This window comes from Mycobacterium sp. 1245852.3, assembly GCF_001669335.1.
GTDB classification, from domain to species: domain Bacteria; phylum Actinomycetota; class Actinomycetes; order Mycobacteriales; family Mycobacteriaceae; genus Mycobacterium; species Mycobacterium europaeum_A.
This window is the reverse complement of the sequence record NZ_LZLL01000551.1, coordinates 58,496-75,450: the sequence shown is the minus strand read 5'-3', so window position 1 is coordinate 75,450 and position 16,955 is coordinate 58,496. Positions and strand designations below refer to the sequence as shown.

Below are 16,955 nucleotides of genomic sequence, written 5' to 3'. Positions count from 1 at the left end.
GGAGTTTCCTACGTCGACGGGTGCAGAATGCGACGCAGCGCATCGCGCAGCTCGGTGACCGGTTCACTCGAGGTGTCCACCTTGCGCCAGGCGATGTGCCTGTCGGGACGGACCAATAGGCATCCGCGATCAGTAATCTCACGAGTCGCTGTCCAGTCGCCGTAGACGTCGGCGTAGTCGAGCCCGCGTCCGATAGCGCAGCTGACAAGTTCGACACCGAGTTCATCAGCGACCTGTTTGGCTGCCCCGCGCCAGCTCTCACCGTCGACGCCGGTGAGCAACGCCCAGGAGTCTTCAGGAACCACGTCCAGGCTGCTCACCAGGGCGCCTCGATGTTCGAGCCAGACGTGCGGAAGGTACGCGCCCGGGTGCGTGGTCGGCTGGTAGAACAATTGTGGGTCTTGTCGGTATGGGGGCCAAGGGGTTCCGTCATCGACGAGCGCCCCTGTTTCGTAGCGTTGACCCATCTCGACGCCATGGCAGTTCACGCCGTAGTCGAACCGCTCCAACTGCCGGTCCAGCTCTTGACGTCGAAACTCGCCGTCGGTAGTCGGCAAGAACAAGCGGTCAAGGGCGGCCCAACCTTGCTGCTCGTCCTGGCCGCGTTCGATGCCCATCGCGCGCAAGATATCGCCTGCTAGGCCCACTGATTCGATGGCCCGATCGATGATCCGGCGTCCAACGGGTTGACGTTCGCTGCTGTAGGTATCCAACAACGACGGATCGGCTTTGCCGCGAAGCACCAAGGCCAGTTTCCATGTGAGGTTGTAGGCGTCTTGGATGGAGGTGTTCGAGCCGAGGCCGTTTGCGGGGGGATGACGGTGGGCCGCGTCTCCGGCAAGGAATACTCTTCCTACCCGATAGTCTTGTGCCACAACATGATTGACCTCCCACTTGGTCATGGCCTTTATCTCGACCGGCACAGTGTCATCACCGATTGCCAAGCGGATCCGGGGCAAAATGAGCTCTTCGGAGGTGTCCAGGTTCTCGCTTGCGGGGTCGTAGCTGAATTGGATGACCCACTCGTTCCACGGTCGCACCGCCAGGAATGTGCCTGACCCGAACAGGTCGTCGCGCCCGGGATAGCTCGTCCAGTACAGCACGCCTGGCCGGTGGGCGACGAATTTGCTCAGATCTGCTTCGAACCATGCATTGAGGGCATATCCCAAATTCGTCTCACCCTCGAATCTAAAATTGAGCTGATCGGCGATCAGCGATCGACCACCGTCGGCGCCGACGACATACTTGGCTCTGATCTGGTGCACATCCCCAGTTGGGCGATAGCGCACCGTTGCGGTCACTCCGGAATCATCCTGGGCGATCTCCACTAGCTCGTTCAAAAATCGTATGTCAGCGCCGAGTTCGACAGCTCGCCGATGGATGATCGGTTCCAGGAGATGCTGGCCGATGTTGACCATCGAGCATGGGCTGGACGCTTGGTAGTCGGCCTGACGGTCCACGTGCGTGCCCCAGGAACGTCGTCGAGCCAATTCGCGACCGGCGAGCGAGGTGACCCAAGTAGTGTTGGGTACCACTGTCATTGGCAGCCCGTCTTGGTAGACGCGGTCTTCAATGCCCAGGTCCCGCAGCACTTCTAGGGTCCGTTGGTTGGTGATGTGCGCCCGAGGTGTATTTGCGGTGCTGGGGTACTTGCTTATAGTCACAGCCGGAATACCTTGGCGCGCAAGTAACGCCGCAGATGTCAGGCCGGTAACTCCGGCGCCGACGACAAGTACGTCGGTGTAGATGGGGGTGCTCATGGTGGGTTTTTCTTTCTCGGATCGCTAGTGCGAGGCGAGGTTGACGGGCTCGAAAATGGTTTGAGGGCCGGTATGGTCGTCGCCGTTGGCGTGGAAGTGCACGCCGTGGTCCCACGGTTTGGCCGGTTCCGGTGGCGGAGTGTGCACGGCGAGGTGTTTTTCGGTCGTAGTGCCGCTGTTGTATTGGTGGTGGGGCACTCCGGCGGGCAGCACGACCAGGGTGTGGGGGCGCACGAAGTGGGTTTGTAGGGCCACTTCGACGGTGAGCTCGCCCTCAAGCACGAGGTAGTACTGGTCGAAGCGGTGGATGTGAAGTTTGCGGCCGGCGCTTCCTGGCTCGAGTTCCATGTAGTTGACCACCGCGTGATCGCAGCCCATGCCGGGGCCGGTCAGCGTGCTCATACGCAGGCCGGGCAGGATCTGGCTGAGCTCATCAGCGTTGCGACGGATATAACCGGGCCGGTCGGTACGGTCGGTGGCGGGCACATGGTCGGGGCTTTCGACCATCAGCGCTATTGGGGCTGTCGGCGCGGGGGCGGGGATGATCATTTCGAAATGGGTTTCTGGGCCGGGCCCGTCGTTCCAGTTGCGGTGGGCCAGGCCCGCCGGGATGAACACGAACGTGCCGGCGGTGATGCGCTGGATGTCGTGTCCGAGTTGGACGTTCATCGACCCGTTCAGTAGGTAGTAGAGTTGGTCGCTGCGGTGATAATGCAGTCCGGGACCACAGCCGCCCTCTTCAATGTGGCTGGCGATCATCAATGCACTTTCCAGTGATGAGATGAATTGCGCGCGGTAGCCTGGAAAGCCGGTGTCTACCAATTTGTCGTCGTCGAGTGCGCGCACGTAGTGCATCGAGATGACTCATCCTTTCTCTTACGGTCAAGCTGGGCAGGCTCGCCGCCGGCCATCGACGCACACACCGGTGCATGAAGACGCGGCAGTCTCGGTTAACGCAAACTATTCATCACGATCCTGATGAGTGTTCCACGAACCAGGCCACCTTGGGAAGGACTGAAATCCCTGCCTTTAAGATTGTGTCCGACTAAATGCCTGCCGCGGCGGCCCACCAGTACCGGTGGGTCGATCACGCCTACCGCCGCTTCTGTGAGTGGACCAAAGATGCGGGGGACCCGGAAGGGATTCTCTCGACCGCATCGCTACGGTAGTTGGCCGGTCGCGATGCGGGTGGAATCCGGCGGTCCTCCTGGCACTGATGTAATCGGATTCTCAGCACCTATCCTCGCGTCGGTGGCAAGTGTGGTGATCCTTGCCAGCATTTCTTAACGACTGCTTTAATCGTTAAGTGCGTGATGCCGATGGCGCCGCGTCGACGCGACAGATGCCAACCGTCTTCGTCGGCCACGGAAGTCCGATGAACGCGCTCGAGGTCAACCGTTACACCTCCGCATGGCGGGAGCTCGGCAGGAATCTGCCACGACCGCGAGCGATTTTGGTGGTCAGCGCCCACTGGTTTGTCAACGCGACGGCTATCACGGCGATGTCGCAACCGCGGACGATTCACGACTTTTACGGTTTCCCAAAGGCTTTGTTCGACATCCAATATCCCGCACCCGGCTATCCGGGGCTCGTGGACGAGGTCAGTGACGTCGTCCACCCGACGTGGGTGGGCGCCGACATCGACAGCTGGGGATTCGACCACGGGGCATGGTCAGTGCTCAAACACGCGTTTCCCGATGCTTCGGTCCCTGTGGTCCAGCTGTCGATCAACGCGGACAAATCTTTGGACTATCACCTCGAGTTGGGCGCAGCGCTGGCTCCTTTGCGCCAACACGGTGTGCTGATCGTCGGCAGCGGCAACATTGTCCACAACCTGCGGGCGTTGGACGCGCGGCTCGAAGATACGGGGTTCGACTGGGCGTTGCGCTTTGGTGAGGAAACCACGAACCGGATGTTGTCGGCTCCCGCCGACATCGCCCGGCTTGATGGGCACCCGGACTTTCACGCCGCGGTGCCCACGCCTGATCACTTCCTCCCGCTGCTTTACATCGCCGGGTTGGCCAGTGTTGCAAGCGAATCTGTCGACATCCTCGTTGACGGATACGGGTATGGAGCGGTCTCGATGGCGTCCTACACTGTCGGGTTGCCTTCGAGCAGCGCCGCATCTGCCGCCAGTGACGGCTGACTCGCCCGAACCCCGCTGGCTCGATGATGCGGAGCGGCAGGTGCGGATCGCTGTACTGGGTATCGCTGTGTAGCTACCCGCCGCTCTCGAAGCGCAGCTGCAGCGTGATGCCGCATGAGTCACGTCGAATATTAGGTACTGGCAACCCTTTCCGTGATTGAAAGCGACGCTGTGCGAATGAGTGCGCTGGCGAACATGGTGCAGGCATCGCAGGGCCGACTGTCGCAGGTCGTTGGTCGGCTGGAAAAGCGTGGGTGGATTCGCCGCTGTACCGATTCGCGCGACGGTCGGTGCACTCTTGCCGTTCTTACCGCAGCGGGTCATCTCCTGCGCTCCTGGTCATGTTGCGACCGTCGGCGTTATGTCTTCGAAGCGTTGACAGAACTGCAACAACGACAGCTGACGGAGATCGGCCGGAGGATTGTGGTGGCATTCGAACGCGATCACGCCACGAATCTTCACCCTCTCATGACCCCGTTGCGGGCGGCTAGGCATTCGCTTCCGGCGGGTGCCGCCCGCGAGGTCGGCTTCGTAGGCGTAGATCCAGCCGTTGGCGGCGAGCGGATCTTTGTGGAGGCGCAGTAGCCCGGAACGCGCACATCGCTGAGCAAGTCGGCGGTGGCGGCGGGATGATTGCGCCACGCGCCGTGGAACGCACCCCGTCTGCGCCGACGATCACATCGGCGTGCGCGGTGGTGCCGTCGGCGAAAGTCAGTGTCGCGCTGTGGCGTCGCGATTGACCGCGGTGCAGCGCTTGTTCAGCCGTACGGCGTCTGGGGGCGCGCGCCGCCATCGATATTGGGTTCCCGGGGTACCGCGCCTCGGACCGCTATTGCGCTCAACACCAGAGACCAGCCGCTGGCTGAACTCACATCGGAAAGTCTCCGGACTCTTCGGGGCGTTGGAGCCCTGCGATTCCTATCAATCTTTCCTGCATCGCGACAGCATCTGTAGTGCCCGTTTCTCGTAGACGTATCCCAGGCCGCCAGCCCAAGCGTCGGGAGATTCCCAGCCCACTGGCCACAATCGAGGGCACAGCGGCCTGGTGTTTGACCGAGCCTGCTTTTAGAACCACGGACAGCGCCGCGACAACATGGCCTTCGGAGTCAATGATCCGGGTAGCCACAGAGTCGGCATCGTTGGTCAGCTCTTCGTAGACGGTCGCGATTCCAGTCCGGCGGCAGGCAGCAAGTTGTTCGCGCAGCTTGGCGGGATCAGTAAGGGTGTGCGGCGTGTAGCGCCGGAGCGGGCCAGACAACACGCGCTCGATTAGATAGGGCCCACCGTGGCCGAGGAGCACCTTACCGACTCCCGAACAATGCAGTGGAATCCGCCCGCCCACTTGGGATGCCAATCCAACGGCGTGCGGTGCCGACAGCCGTTCGATGACCACTGCCTCCTCGCCATCTCGGACGGCGAGCTGCACGTGTTGGTGCAATGCGGTGTACAGATCCTCCATGAATGGCTGCGCCAATGTCCGCAGTGATTCCGTGAGCGGCGCAAGGGTTCCCAGTTGCCACAGTCGTACTCCGATCGTGAATCGGCCGTCGGGTTCACGGGCAAGTGCCCCAGCATCCACCAGTTCCATGACAAGTCGTCGCACAGTGGCAGGTGGTATGCCGGTCAGTTGCGCTACTTCGGCCATGTTCAGGCGTGGACGGTCGGCTCGAAACGAAAAGAGAACGCGCATCAGGCGAGAGCCGACACTTCTCCCGGGGTCACTGGTTCGTGGCATACCGACAGCGGGCCTTCCCGGTGCGCTGTTCGAAAGCTTTGCCGGCATCGGAAGCGGTCATGCCAAAGCCGCCGGTGGGCTTCCTTCCCAGCTCGCCTTCAGCAGGGCTTCCACCGCCTCGCGTGTCAGCGGGCGCGGATTGGCGTATGGGCTGGCGAGAGTGAGCTCAGCGATGCGAGGAATGTCGTCCGGGTTCATGCCGAGGTCGCGGAGGGAACGCGGCGTGTCGAGCTGACCCGCGAGCTCCCACAGCTCGCGGGCTGGGTCGCCGGTATCGCCGAGGGCGCGAGACAGGGCGGCGATGGCCTGCGGAGCGCCCGCGGCGTTGTAGGCCAGGACATGCGGCAAGACCACCGTGTGAGTCGGGGCGTGGGGAAGATTCAAGGTGCCGCCGAGGGTGTGGCAGAGCTTGTGGTGCAACGACATTGTGGTGGCACCTAGGACAGCCCCGCACAACCACGCGCCGTATTGGGCCTCCGTCCGGGCCTCGAGATCGTCGCCATCGGCGACCACTCGCGGGAGCGCCGCGGCCAGTGCCCGAACGCCTTCCTGGGCCATGAGCGAGATGATGGGCGAAGCGTCGGGGGCGTAGAGGCCCTCGACGGCATGGGCGATGGCGTTCATGCCGCTCGTCGCCGATAGCATTGCGGGCAGCGTGAGGGTCAGTTCGGGGTCGTAGAGCACGCTGATCGGCAGCACCCGGTTGTCGCGGCCGGTGCGCTTGACACCGCTTTCGGTCAAACCCCAGATTGGGGTCATCTCCGATCCCGCGTAGGTGGTGGGAACAGCGATGACAGGTAGATCATGTTGTAGCGCAACAGCTTTCCCCAGCCCGATCGCTGAGCCGCCACCGACCGCGATGCAGCCGTCCGCATCCAGCTCGGCAGCTCGTTGGCGGGCGTGGTTGGCGACCTCGACCGGGACGTGCATGTGGGCGTCGGCCAGCACCCCGGCGGCACGGTACCCGAGTGCATTAGCGACCAGCTTGCCCGTGGCTTCCTGGTCGGGGGAGCACAGGACAAGCATGCGAACTAGACCAAGTGCTGTGACCTCGTCGGGCAGCCGATGAAGAGCCCCGGCACCGAATGTGACCCGCATCGGCAGCGCTCGATAGGTGAATGAGCGAGTCATGAGAGCTCCTTCGTTTCAGTGCGCAACAAGGTGACCTCGAAGTGAACGCTGCGGAAGGGGTTGGGCAGCCCGACCTCCGCCGCTCGCGCCGGGTCATCGATTACCGGAAAGTGCCGAATCAGGCTGTCTTTGACGCCGAACACCGCGTCGGAGTGCAAGTAAGGACTATCGTCGACGAATAGGTGCGTGGTCACTGGCCGGTATCCCTGTGCGGTGACGATGAAGTGCACATGCGCGGGCCGGTTTGGGTGCCGGCCGGTTGCGCCCAGCAGCGTCCCGACCGGACCGTCCACGGGAATCGGGTAGTAGCGAGGAACGATCGTCCGAAACCAGAACCGTCCGTCCTCGTCGGCCCGGAACAACCCGCGCAGGTTATGCTCTGGCTGCACATCAGGTTGTTGCACGTCGTAAAAGCCCTCGGCGTTGGCCTGCCATACATCGACGAGAGCGCCTGGCACTGGTTCTCCGTGCGGCCCTGCTACTTCGCCGGTTACTAGGCACGGCTCCCCCTTGCCATCCAGCGCAATGTTGTCGCCCAATTCCCGTGGTGGTGACTCGACCATGTGGAATGGGCCCAGGACCGTCGACTCGGTCGAGACGCCTTGGGTGCGATGATTGATCGTCTCCACCAGCATCGAAACTCCGAGAACATCGGAGAGCAGGACGAACTCCTGTCGCACCGGGTCGCACTTTTGTCCGGTTCGGGTCAGGAAGTCTATGGCTGCTGCCCATTCGTCCTCGGTCAGCTGCACCTCTTTGACGAACGCGTGCAGATGCTGCACCAACGTGGCCAGCAGTTCTTTCAACCGCTCATCCGGTGTGTTGGCGAAGCTGGCGGTAACCACTTGTGCCGAGCGCTCTTCGCTGAACAGTTCCATATAGGGGTTCCTCAGGTTTGTCATGGCCGTATCAGGCCGCACCGGTCGCCTGCAGCGATTCCGCGTCGTAGGAGTAAATCCAGCCATTGGAGACGAGGGGATCGTCGTCGCTGAGCGATGCGTCACGGACTTCCTGCTCTGGTCCATCTGGCAGGTGGTTGAGGTGTGCCCGGGCGTGGCTGATGTCTTGGAGTCGTGTGGTCCGTGGAATACGGAGTGATTCGTAGCGCTTCAGTGCGCGGGCCGGCGCTTGGATGCCCTCGGCCAGGCAGCGCGCTAGGACTGCCGCGTCTTCGATGGACTGGGCGGCCCCTTGGGCAAAGAATGGAAACATTGGGTGCGCGGCGTCACCGAGGAGAGTGAGTGGGCCACGGCTCCAGCGCATGAGCGGCTCACGATCCAACAGCGCCCACCGACCCGGTGTGCCAGCGCCTGCGATCAGCTGTTGTAGGCGCGGGTCCCAGCCGGCGAACTCGTCAAGGAATTCCTCAACTGTCGCCGTGGCGCTCCAGGACTCGGTTGTGTAGTCACCGGCGGGGGCGAAGGCCACGATGTTGATTGCGGTCTGACCCGAGATCGGGTAGTGCACGAGATGGTGGTCCGGGCCGATCCACAGCGAATGTGCTCGGCGGCGGGCGAATTCGGGGGCACGCTCGGCGGGAACGATCGCGCGGAACGCGCACATCCCAGAGTAGGTCGCGGGGCGGGAGTCGATCACCGCGCCGCGCACCGTGGAATGCACACCGTCGGCACCGATCACCACGTCGGCCTCGACCGACGTGCCGTCGCTGAACGTCAGCACCGGGGCTGTGTCGCTAGCCTCGAGGGAGACGCAACGTTTACCCAGCCGAACGGTTCCGGCGGGAACCGCCGCGCCAATTGCATCGGCCAAGTGTGCGCGGTGCACTGTATAAGTGCGTTCGCCGTACAACCGCTGGCATGACTCGGCCAGGTTCTCAGCAGACAGCACCCGTCCGTCATCCCACCGGCGGAACTCCCACCCCACATCGAGGGGGACCGCACGGTTTTGAAGCGGCTCCATCGCACCCAGTCGACGCAGTAACCGCACCGCGTTTGGCGCCAGCACCAGCCCGGCGCCGACTTCCTTGAGCTGTGGGGCCTGCTCATAGACGACGCTCGAAAGTCCGGCACGGTGCAGGAACGCCGCCGCGGCCAAGCCGCCGATACCGCCACCGATAATGGCCACACGGGGGTGCTGCCCAGTGAATGCAGTCATAAAGACGATGGTTCGCGAGTGGAGGCGACGGGGGAACCTGCTCGCTCATTCAATGAACGAATACGCGGCTTGGTCCTCCTCCGGTGGGCCCTATGTCAGGGCCGACGCCTCTTCGGGGGGAAAGCCGGAGACGCCGCGTCGTTGGCGAGCATCGGTCACAGAAGCAGCAGTCTGGGCTACCACGTCGGTGAAATCCACTCCTGGGGCAAGTTCGACAACCTCGAAAGCCGTGCCGGATATATCGAGCACCGCGAGGTCGGTGATCACGCGGGTGACCACACCGCGTCCAGTCAACGGCAGGTTGCATTCAGTGACCAGTTTGGGTGCGCCCGCCTTGGTCAGGTGGTCCATTAGTACGATGACGCGGCGCGCGCCGTTGACGAGATCCATTGCGCCGCCCATGCCTTTGACCATCGCGCCGGGGACCATCCAGTTCGCAAGGTCGCCGGTCACGGCGACCTGCATGGCACCAAGCACCGCTACGTCGACATGGCCGCCGCGGATCATGGCAAAGCTAGTGGCCGAGTCGAAGAAGGATGCCCCGGGAACCACCGATACAGTCTGCTTGCCGGCGTTGATCAGGTCGGGATCAATCTGATCCTCGTATGGGAATGGACCGACTCCCAAGATGCCGTTTTCGGCGTGCAGGGTGACTTGGGAACCTTCCGGTATGTGCTCGGGAATCAGCGTCGGCAAGCCGATGCCGAGGTTCACGTAGTCCCCATCGCGCAGCTCCCTGGTGGCACGACAAGCCATCTGGTCCCGGGTCCAGCTCATCGTGTGCCTCCCCGCCACCGAGTGGTGCGTTGTTCAATGTGCTTGCGACAGGCCTGGTCCGGGGTCAAGGCGACAATTCGCTGTATGAAGATGCCGGGCAAGTGGATGTGGTCGGGATGCAGCTCGCCGACATTAACAACCCGTTCGGCTTCGACAACGGTGATGCGACCGCACATCGCCGCCGGTGGATTGAAATTGCGGGCAGCAGCATGGAATCGGCAGTTGCCGGCCCTATCGGCGACGGCGGCACGAATAAGTGCGAAGTCGGCGACAATCGCCTCTTCGAGGACCATCTCTTTGCCGCCGAATATCCGCACCTCCTTGGCAGGCGAAGCGAGCGCGACATTGCCGTCGGGGTGGTAACGCCACGGCAAGCCACCCTCGGCGACCAGGGTGCCGACGCCGGTGGGGGTGAAGAATGCACCAATCCCGCTGCCGCCGGCTCGCATTCGCTCCGCCAAGGTGCCCTGGGGGGTGAGCTCAACAGTCAACTGTCCACTGAGGTATTGGCGGGCGAACTCCTTGTTCTCCCCGACATAGGATGCGATAACCCGGTTGATCCGGCGAGACTCGAGCAGCAGACCTAATCCGGCGCCGTCGACGCCGCAGTTGTTTGACACGATGGTGAGGTGCGCGGCGCCCTGCTCGAGCAGCGCCTCGATAAGAAACCAGGGGATCCCGGCAAGGCCGAAACCGCCCACGGCCAGTGTTGCCCCGTCAGGGATGTCGGCGATCGCCTCAGCCGCCGAGCCGACCAATTTGTTTAGGGCCACGCTCGCTCCCATGCTCGATCAGCCGCGGAGAAAGGCGACGGGGTGGTCGTGGTCGTAGTCCGGGAGCGCCCAGCGGCCCTCGCGACCATCAGGTCCATGGGGGTCGACGCTATCCATCAGTCTTGATATTTCAAAATATCTATTTTGCGCGGATTGAGAGACTGCCAATATGAATAGATGGAGCTTCGACATCTGCGCTACTTTCGAGCGGTCGCCGAAGAATTGCATTTCGGCCGGGCCGCCGAGCGGCTGTGCATGGCACAACCTCCGCTGTCACAACAGATCCGGCAGCTCGAGCAAGAGCTCGGGGTGAAGCTACTCAAGCGCAGCACCAGACGAGTGGAGCTGACCGCTGCCGGCACGGCTTATCTTTCCCGCGCGATCGCCATTCTCGACGCCGTCGACGACGCGGCCCAGCAGGCCAGCCGTATCGCCCAAGGCACCGAGGGCCGCCTAGCGATCGGTTGTGTCGGTTCGGCAACGTATTCGCTTCTGCCGCGGCTCGTTCGGGCACTGCGCGAAGAGTTGCCCGGGCTCGAGGTTAACGTCCGCGGAGAGATGCTGGCACCGGCACAGATCGAGGCCTTGCTGGCCGGCCGTATTGACCTCGGCCTGCTGCGCCCGCCCGTCGAGCAGCCGCGCCTGCTTGTGGAGACGGTGCGTCGCGATCGTCTGCTTGCCGCCCTGCCGCGCGGTCACGCCCTGGCGACCCGCCGCAAGTTGTGCCTAGCCGACCTGCGCTCAGAGGATTTCATCGTGCACGCCGGCCATGGCCGGTCGGTGATGAACAGTGTGGTGATGGCAATGGGTGCGCAGGCGGGCTACGTGCCGCGGGTGCGCCATGAGGTGGAGGAGACCTCGACGTTGGTCACTCTTGTCGCTGCTGGGCTTGGTGTGGCAGTCGTCCCTGAACCGACTGCCGCGCTTGACATTGCCGGGGTCTGCTTTCGACGGTTGGTTCCAGATCGACTTGGGGTGGATTTGGTGGCAGCCCGCGCCGCACAAGGAAATTCGTCACTTCTCGCTCGAGTGCTGATGATTTTGCGGAAGGTCGCTCGCGGGTGATCGGCGAATGTACAGGTGGTGACCACGTAACTGGCTAGATGCGGGCTATCATGAGTTCTGTATGTTCGGAGTGTCCCGCGAAAACGCGGTCTCACAATGTGGTTGGGTCGGAAGTGGCGGAGGAGCGAGCTCTTCAAGAAAGGCGCTTTCACCGCCCGCGAGCCAAGTTTTGCCCTGGCGGTAGAGCAGCTCGACGGCGTCGCCGGCCAGACCCGGCAACTCATCTTTAACCGAAAAGCCAGCTTCTTCCTGCAGGTAAGCCAGATGGCGGTAGCCTTCGGGGAACCCTGAGAGTCGCCTTTCATCAAGGGATACGGTGGCCGCGGGATCGACGAAGTCGATGCGGTCCTTCTCATAGATCGGTTGGCGGCGAACGATTTTCCAGCCGTCAGCGCATCGCAGCAAGAAGTCGTAGAAGCGGCCGGTGCAGGTGACATCGGCGAGTTGGCCGTGGACTAAACCGCGCTGATTGATCGTCATTCTCGTCTGAGCTGTCGCACGGTCGCCCACAACATCGACGGACGTTCCGCCCAAGAAGTGAAGAATCTGGACGCCGGCGTCAAAACCGCGGCGGCTGGCGGTGATGAACTCGCTTGCTGGTCCCTGGAACCAGGTAGCCGACATATGCCCGTGTTCATGCCACACTGTGGAGAATCGGTCCCATAAGCCGGCATCGCGCCATATCGCCCAGTTGTCGATCGTGTCGCGGATCTGGCGGGCGTCATCAGTAACGCAGGTCATTGGATTCCTGTCGGTCCCGCGAGGGTAGCCCGCGTGCTGACCCTACGGTCGTTGGTGGTCAGTAGTCGGCCGCTGCGGGGGCGGGGCCCATGCACAGCCTCAATTATGCATCGCGAGCATGTTTTTGGAGTTCTTTACGGGCCAGTGATGCTTTGTGTACCTCGTCGGGGCCGTCGGCTATGCGCAGCGTCCGGATGTGTGCAAACCATTGCGCGAGCGGCAAATCCTGGCTCAGTCCGCCGGCGCCGTGGATTTGGATGGCTTTGTCGAGGATCCATTCAACAGTTTTCGGGGTGGCGATTTTGATGGCCTGGATTTCGGCGTGGGCGCTCTTGTTGCCGCTGGTATCCATGAGCCAAGCGGCTTTGAGTATCAGCAGGCGCAATTGCTCGACACGGACACGCGACTCGGCAATCCAATCGCGGATCACGCCCTGCGTGGAGAGGGGTTTGCCGAAAGCAGTGCGGTTGATGGCCCGCCGGCATACCAGCTCCATGGCCCGTTCAGCGACACCGATTGCACGCATGCAGTGGTGGATTCGGCCCGGTCCTAAGCGGGCTTGGGCCATGGTAAAGCCATCGCCTTCGCCGCCCAGCAGGTTCTCTTTGGGCACCCGCACCTCGTGGAAATCGACCTCGGCGTGGCCGCCGTGGTCACTGTCGTCGTATCCGAACACGGTCGTCCCGCGTATGACCGTCACGCCCGGAGCGTCTCGGGGGACCAGGATCATGCTCTGCTGCCGGTGTCGAGCAAGCGCGGGCGTCGTCTTGCCCATCACGATGAAAAGTTTTGTCTCAGGGTTCAGCGCTCCGGTTATCCACCACTTGCGGCCGTTGATTACGTAGTCCATGCCATCCCGTTCGATGCGAGTGCCGATGTTGGTGGCGTCCGATGAGGCGACATCGGGTTCGGTCATCGCGAAAGACGAGCGGATCTGGCCGTCGAGCAACGGTTGGAGCCATTCCTTCTTTTGTTGTGCGGTTCCGAATAGTGATAGCAGTTCCATGTTGCCGGTGTCGGGTGCCGCACAGTTGAGCGCTGTCGGTGCGAGGTGAATGCTGCGCCCGGTGATCTCCGCTAACGGCGCGTACTGCAGATTGGTCAGGCCTGCTCCGTCGTCGCTGGGGAGGAACAGATTCCACAGACCTCGCTGACGCGCCTCCGCCTTGAGTTCTTCGACGATCGGAACCGTGCTCCACGGGTGGGTCCGTTCGCGAAGTTGTTGCTCGAAAACAGGTTCCGCGGGATAGACGTGCGAATTCATGAAGTCGAGCAGGCGCGCGCACAACTGATCGGTCTGTGTGTCGTAGCTGAAATCCATCAGATCTCCTGTAGCGCAGCGTGTCCGGCGATGGCCAGGGGTTCCACTAAGGGGCCTATCCGGTCGAAACCGCTGCCGACCGTTTTGCCTTGGGTAAAGCGGAAGTGGATTCCTTCCAGAATCACGGCCAGCTTGAAGTACGCGAAGGCCAGATAGAAGCCCATGTCAGCGGCGTCGCGGCCGGAAACTTGACGGTAGCGAGCCAGCACCTGGTCTGGTGACAAGAAGCCAGCCGCGGAGCCCGCGTCGGTCACCGCATCCGAACCGTCCAGTCCGGACAAAGTGATGTAGGCCATGAGCAGGGCGACATCGGTGAATGGATCGCCGAGAGTCGCCATCTCCCAGTCGAGTACGGCGGCGATCGCGTCGTCGTGGTCGACTAGGAGGTTGTCCAGACGGTAGTCGCCGTGAACGATGGTCGCGGTGGCAGTTGGCGGGATACGGCTTATCAGCTTGGTGTGCAGCGCCTCGATCTTCGCCACATCCCGGCTGTGGGAGGCATCGAGTTGTGACTTCCAGCGGTTGACCTGGCGACTAACGAAACCTTCGGGTCGTCCAAAATCACCCAGGCCCACTTCCTGGGGATCCACCGCGTGTAGGACGACAAGGGTGTCGACCATTCGCTCACAGACCGTCCGGGTCCGGACGGCCCCGAGTGGTAGCAGTTGGTCCGCGCGTCGGTAAGTTTCGCCGGTCACCTTTTCCATTACGAAGAAGGGGGCGCCGAGCACGACGGAGTCCTCACACAGGACGATCGTGGCGGGTACCGGGACCCCTGAATGCCTTAGCGCCGTGATTACCTGATATTCGCGGCGCATGTTGTGTGCCGTCGCTAAGACGTGGCCCAGCGGGGGTCGGCGCACTATCCATGAGCTGGTGCCGTCGGTGACTTCGTAGGTCAAATTCGACCGGCCGCCCGCGACGAGTGTGGCATCCAGTTCGCCCTGGATCAGATTTGGACGGTGGTCGTCCAGGAAGGATTGCAGCGCAACCAGATCAAGCCCCGGAAGGTCGTGATTCACGATTCCCTAATCCATCTCGTCGTACTCCAGCTGCCCGATGGGCTAGCTGCTGGCCGATGTTCTCAGTGGAGGCGACCATACGCACCAACTTGTCGCGTCCCCCACCAGGTGTCGTCCAATCCCATCCAGGGCCCGTAGGTGGCGTCGAGGGTTCGCAACCCGATGCAAGCGGAAGGTCTTCGACGGTGTGCATACCGCCTCGACACTTTCTCGCTTCACGGCTAGACACCTCCGGTAAGCGTGATGCCGCCGTCGATCACGATCACACGGCCGGTCACCCAAGCAGCGTCGCTAGACAGTAGGAAGCTCACCGCCCCGGCGACGTCCTCGGGGACTCCGAGCCGCTGCATCGGATGGTCCACCTCCATTTGGTTTTCCTTGCCTTCGTAGAGCGCTGCGGCGAACTGGGTCTTAACCAGGCCCGGAGCCACGCCGTTGACCCGGACGCGGGGTGCCAGCTCGATTGCCAATTGCTTTGTGATGTGCGCGAGCATGGCCTTGCTCGCGCCATAAAACCCGATTCCGGGAGACGGTCTGAAACCGGCCACTGACGAAACGTTCACCACTGCGCCGCCGTTGTCTGCCATCCACGCTTTGTGCGCTTGCTGAACCCACGCTAAAGCTGCGATCGCATTCACCTCGACAATCTTGCGTGCGGCGTCGAGGTCCATCTCGATCATTGGGCCGTACACCGGATTGATGCCGGCGTTGTTGACCAGCATGTCAATGCGACCGAACACTTCAAGCGCGCAGGCAATGGTCTCGGCCTGGTGTTCGATGTCGTCCGCCTTTCCCGCGACGCCGATCGCTTTCCCGGGATCGCCCAGGCTGTCCACAGCCGCCTGTAACGCATCCGAGTCGCGACCGGTGAGGCAGACTCTGGCGCCGGAGTCCATCAGGCGGCGCGCGATGCTGAGCCCAATCCCGCGACTGGCTCCAGTCACCACCGCGACTTGGCCAGACATGTGCGTTGACACTTAGTTCTCCACGTTCTGTCGTTCGTATCCTCCGATCGCGCCGCGGTCGTCATCGTCTACCGACCGGGATTCGGGGATGTTGCGAAGCAGTGCGCGGCTGGCCGTCAGTCAGCGCCTCAGCCGCACTGTTCAGTGCGAACGATCGATTGGCCTACCGCCCACCGATAGGCTTACGGCATCGCAAACATGCATGTCAACTGATGAGATGGCGTTTAGTAGATAGCCCTCGTATTGTTTATATATGCCAAACATCGGGCGTAATGGACTGAACGCTGGACAGAAAATTCGCATGCTCCGGGTTAACCGGGGAATAAGCTTGCGGACTTTGGCTGCCAAAGTTGACGTAAGCCCCGCCACCCTTAGCAATATCGAGACTGGGAAGGCGACCTTGAGCGTGGACCGGCTAGGTCGGATCGCCGACGCGCTCGAGAGCAGCGCTGAAGTGATCTTGGCCGAGCGACGTGAACCCTTGGCAACAACCTCGATACCCGATCTGATCGGCTTCTCACGTTGTTCGGGGTGGCGCGAGTACCCTCCGCTGACCCTCGATCCCGTACTGGCGGCCGCACTTACTGAGTTCCTGCGCGCTGGCTACCACGGCACGTCTATGCGCGACATTGCGCGAGCGGCCAATCTATCGGTGTCCGGGGTCTACCATCACTATGCGAGCAAACAGGAGATCTTGCGCTCACTGCTTCAGCTGGCGGCGTCCGATCTGCTGGGGCGTTCTGCCGGTGCACGCGACGAAGGCAGCGATGCCGTCGAACGATTCAGCCTGCTCGTCGAACATCTCGCTCTGTGGCACACCTACCGTCGAGCTCTCGGCTTCGTGGGCGCCACCGAGATGCGCAGTCTCAAACCTCTCAATCGCCGCGAAATCGTTGCCATGCGCATCGCCCAGCAACGAATGCTTGACCGCGAAGTCGAAGCGGCCGCCCGCCTGGGGCGATTCGCCACACCCCATCCACGAGAAGCCGCCCGCGCCATCGTCACCATGTGTGTCGCCATTCCGAGTTGGTATCGCGTCGACGGGTCGCTGACACCAGAACAAATCGCGAATCAGTATGTCGAGTTCGCTCGAGATGTGGTGCAACAACGCCCTCGCCGTTAATCGGCCACATGCATTGCTTGGTTGCGCGCGCCGGCGGTTCAGGTGAGGCAAAGAAGAGCCAACAGGTCCAAAATCATTAGAAGCGACATGCCCGGAGGCCCCCAGCGGGTGCTACCACTTTGCTTCAGCCGCAGCGTTTCCAAACCAACGAATCGCTCATCGCAGTTGAAGCCGCCACGACTTTCTGCCGACCACGATTGCGCTGTTCAGCTTCCATCCCTTGCCTCAAGGCGAACTCTGCGACGTCGCTTTTGATCGCCGGCGGCAAGGCACCGGCTTAC

16 protein-coding genes are annotated in these 16,955 nt (G+C 62.3%); 4 read left to right on the top strand and 12 right to left on the bottom strand.

What is annotated here, in order from left to right:
- Positions 1–8 precede the first annotated feature (8 nt).
- On the bottom strand, positions 9–1,760 hold the full coding sequence (locus tag A9W96_RS25700) for an FAD-dependent monooxygenase (protein WP_067144066.1): 1,752 nt from the start codon (positions 1,758–1,760) through the stop codon (positions 9–11).
- Positions 1,761–1,784: 24 nt separating this feature from the next.
- Complete coding sequence (locus tag A9W96_RS25695) at positions 1,785–2,615, bottom strand: cupin domain-containing protein (RefSeq protein WP_067144064.1); 831 nt, start codon at positions 2,613–2,615, stop codon at positions 1,785–1,787.
- Positions 2,616–3,102: 487 nt separating this feature from the next.
- Here A9W96_RS25695 and ygiD point away from each other — a divergent pair, with 487 nt between their 5' ends.
- Positions 3,103–3,906 carry a 4,5-DOPA dioxygenase extradiol gene (ygiD, locus tag A9W96_RS25690; RefSeq protein WP_067144132.1) on the top strand — a complete coding sequence of 268 codons (804 nt, stop codon included), beginning with the start codon at positions 3,103–3,105 and terminating at the stop codon, positions 3,904–3,906.
- 177 nt (positions 3,907–4,083) lie between these two features.
- The gene (locus A9W96_RS32355; RefSeq protein WP_197499649.1) at positions 4,084–4,491 is read left to right on the top strand and encodes a MarR family winged helix-turn-helix transcriptional regulator; all 408 of its coding nucleotides are present in this window, start codon (positions 4,084–4,086) and stop codon (positions 4,489–4,491) included.
- Between the two features lie 283 nt (positions 4,492–4,774).
- Here the strand turns inward: A9W96_RS32355 and A9W96_RS30880 are convergent, their stop codons facing one another.
- The 6 genes from A9W96_RS30880 to A9W96_RS25660 form a co-directional block, all read right to left on the bottom strand.
- Positions 4,775–5,596, bottom strand: coding sequence for an IclR family transcriptional regulator (locus A9W96_RS30880; RefSeq protein WP_197499648.1), 822 nt, complete (start codon positions 5,594–5,596; stop codon positions 4,775–4,777).
- Between the two features lie 102 nt (positions 5,597–5,698).
- Positions 5,699–6,772 (bottom strand): maleylacetate reductase, encoded by a 1,074-nt coding sequence (locus A9W96_RS25680; protein ID WP_067144060.1) that lies wholly within the window; start codon positions 6,770–6,772, stop codon positions 5,699–5,701.
- Complete coding sequence (locus tag A9W96_RS25675) at positions 6,769–7,650, bottom strand: intradiol ring-cleavage dioxygenase (RefSeq protein WP_067144058.1); 882 nt, start codon at positions 7,648–7,650, stop codon at positions 6,769–6,771. Before A9W96_RS25675 ends, A9W96_RS25680 begins: the two co-directional genes overlap by 4 nt.
- Before the next feature lie 31 nt (positions 7,651–7,681).
- A complete protein-coding gene (locus A9W96_RS25670) occupies positions 7,682–8,887 on the bottom strand; it encodes an FAD-dependent monooxygenase (protein WP_067144056.1) in 1,206 nt (401 codons plus the stop codon).
- 90 nt (positions 8,888–8,977) lie between these two features.
- Complete coding sequence (locus A9W96_RS25665; protein WP_067144054.1) at positions 8,978–9,664, bottom strand: 3-oxoacid CoA-transferase subunit B; 687 nt, start codon at positions 9,662–9,664, stop codon at positions 8,978–8,980.
- On the bottom strand, positions 9,661–10,449 hold the full coding sequence (locus A9W96_RS25660) for a CoA transferase subunit A (protein ID WP_369830873.1): 789 nt from the start codon (positions 10,447–10,449) through the stop codon (positions 9,661–9,663). The genes A9W96_RS25665 and A9W96_RS25660 overlap by 4 nt, the downstream gene beginning before the upstream one ends.
- Positions 10,450–10,614: 165 nt before the next feature.
- Between A9W96_RS25660 and A9W96_RS25655 the strand changes: the two genes are divergently transcribed.
- Positions 10,615–11,502 carry a LysR substrate-binding domain-containing protein gene (locus tag A9W96_RS25655; RefSeq protein ID WP_067144050.1) on the top strand — a complete coding sequence of 296 codons (888 nt, stop codon included), beginning with the start codon at positions 10,615–10,617 and terminating at the stop codon, positions 11,500–11,502.
- A gap of 48 nt (positions 11,503–11,550) precedes the next feature.
- Here A9W96_RS25655 and A9W96_RS25650 read toward each other — a convergent pair whose 3' ends face one another.
- The 4 genes from A9W96_RS25650 to A9W96_RS25635 form a co-directional block, all read right to left on the bottom strand.
- The gene (locus A9W96_RS25650) at positions 11,551–12,243 is read right to left on the bottom strand and encodes a nuclear transport factor 2 family protein (RefSeq protein ID WP_067144048.1); all 693 of its coding nucleotides are present in this window, start codon (positions 12,241–12,243) and stop codon (positions 11,551–11,553) included.
- 103 nt (positions 12,244–12,346) lie between these two features.
- Positions 12,347–13,564 carry an acyl-CoA dehydrogenase family protein gene (locus A9W96_RS25645; RefSeq protein ID WP_067144046.1) on the bottom strand — a complete coding sequence of 406 codons (1,218 nt, stop codon included), beginning with the start codon at positions 13,562–13,564 and terminating at the stop codon, positions 12,347–12,349.
- Positions 13,564–14,586, bottom strand: coding sequence for a phosphotransferase family protein (locus tag A9W96_RS25640; RefSeq protein ID WP_082972614.1), 1,023 nt, complete (start codon positions 14,584–14,586; stop codon positions 13,564–13,566). Before A9W96_RS25640 ends, A9W96_RS25645 begins: the two co-directional genes overlap by 1 nt.
- Positions 14,587–14,807: 221 nt before the next feature.
- Entirely contained in the window at positions 14,808–15,551 is a 744-nt protein-coding gene (locus A9W96_RS25635) for an SDR family oxidoreductase (protein WP_197499655.1), read from the bottom strand.
- A gap of 253 nt (positions 15,552–15,804) precedes the next feature.
- On the opposite strand from A9W96_RS25635, the gene A9W96_RS25630 reads away from it, so the two are divergent.
- Positions 15,805–16,674 (top strand): TetR family transcriptional regulator, encoded by an 870-nt coding sequence (locus A9W96_RS25630; protein ID WP_067144040.1) that lies wholly within the window; start codon positions 15,805–15,807, stop codon positions 16,672–16,674.
- Positions 16,675–16,955 lie beyond the last annotated feature (281 nt).

Excerpts from the sequence above, each read along its gene's own strand:
- A9W96_RS25700 (WP_067144066.1), bottom strand. The coding sequence starts at position 1,760 with ATGAGCACCCCCATCTACACCGACGTACTTGTCGTCGGCGCCGGAGTT.
- A9W96_RS25695 (WP_067144064.1), bottom strand. The coding sequence starts at position 2,615 with ATGCACTACGTGCGCGCACTCGACGACGACAAATTGGTAGACACCGGC.
- ygiD (WP_067144132.1), top strand. The coding sequence starts at position 3,103 with ATGCCAACCGTCTTCGTCGGCCACGGAAGTCCGATGAACGCGCTCGAG.
- A9W96_RS32355 (WP_197499649.1), top strand. The coding sequence starts at position 4,084 with ATGAGTGCGCTGGCGAACATGGTGCAGGCATCGCAGGGCCGACTGTCG.
- A9W96_RS30880 (WP_197499648.1), bottom strand. The coding sequence starts at position 5,596 with ATGCGCGTTCTCTTTTCGTTTCGAGCCGACCGTCCACGCCTGAACATG.
- A9W96_RS25680 (WP_067144060.1), bottom strand. The coding sequence starts at position 6,772 with ATGACTCGCTCATTCACCTATCGAGCGCTGCCGATGCGGGTCACATTC.
- A9W96_RS25675 (WP_067144058.1), bottom strand. The coding sequence starts at position 7,650 with ATGGAACTGTTCAGCGAAGAGCGCTCGGCACAAGTGGTTACCGCCAGC.
- A9W96_RS25670 (WP_067144056.1), bottom strand. The coding sequence starts at position 8,887 with ATGACTGCATTCACTGGGCAGCACCCCCGTGTGGCCATTATCGGTGGC.
- A9W96_RS25665 (WP_067144054.1), bottom strand. The coding sequence starts at position 9,664 with ATGAGCTGGACCCGGGACCAGATGGCTTGTCGTGCCACCAGGGAGCTG.
- A9W96_RS25660 (WP_369830873.1), bottom strand. The coding sequence starts at position 10,449 with ATGGGAGCGAGCGTGGCCCTAAACAAATTGGTCGGCTCGGCGGCTGAG.
- A9W96_RS25655 (WP_067144050.1), top strand. The coding sequence starts at position 10,615 with ATGGAGCTTCGACATCTGCGCTACTTTCGAGCGGTCGCCGAAGAATTG.
- A9W96_RS25650 (WP_067144048.1), bottom strand. The coding sequence starts at position 12,243 with ATGACCTGCGTTACTGATGACGCCCGCCAGATCCGCGACACGATCGAC.
- A9W96_RS25645 (WP_067144046.1), bottom strand. The coding sequence starts at position 13,564 with ATGGATTTCAGCTACGACACACAGACCGATCAGTTGTGCGCGCGCCTG.
- A9W96_RS25635 (WP_197499655.1), bottom strand. The coding sequence starts at position 15,551 with ATGTCTGGCCAAGTCGCGGTGGTGACTGGAGCCAGTCGCGGGATTGGG.
- A9W96_RS25630 (WP_067144040.1), top strand. The coding sequence starts at position 15,805 with ATGCCAAACATCGGGCGTAATGGACTGAACGCTGGACAGAAAATTCGC.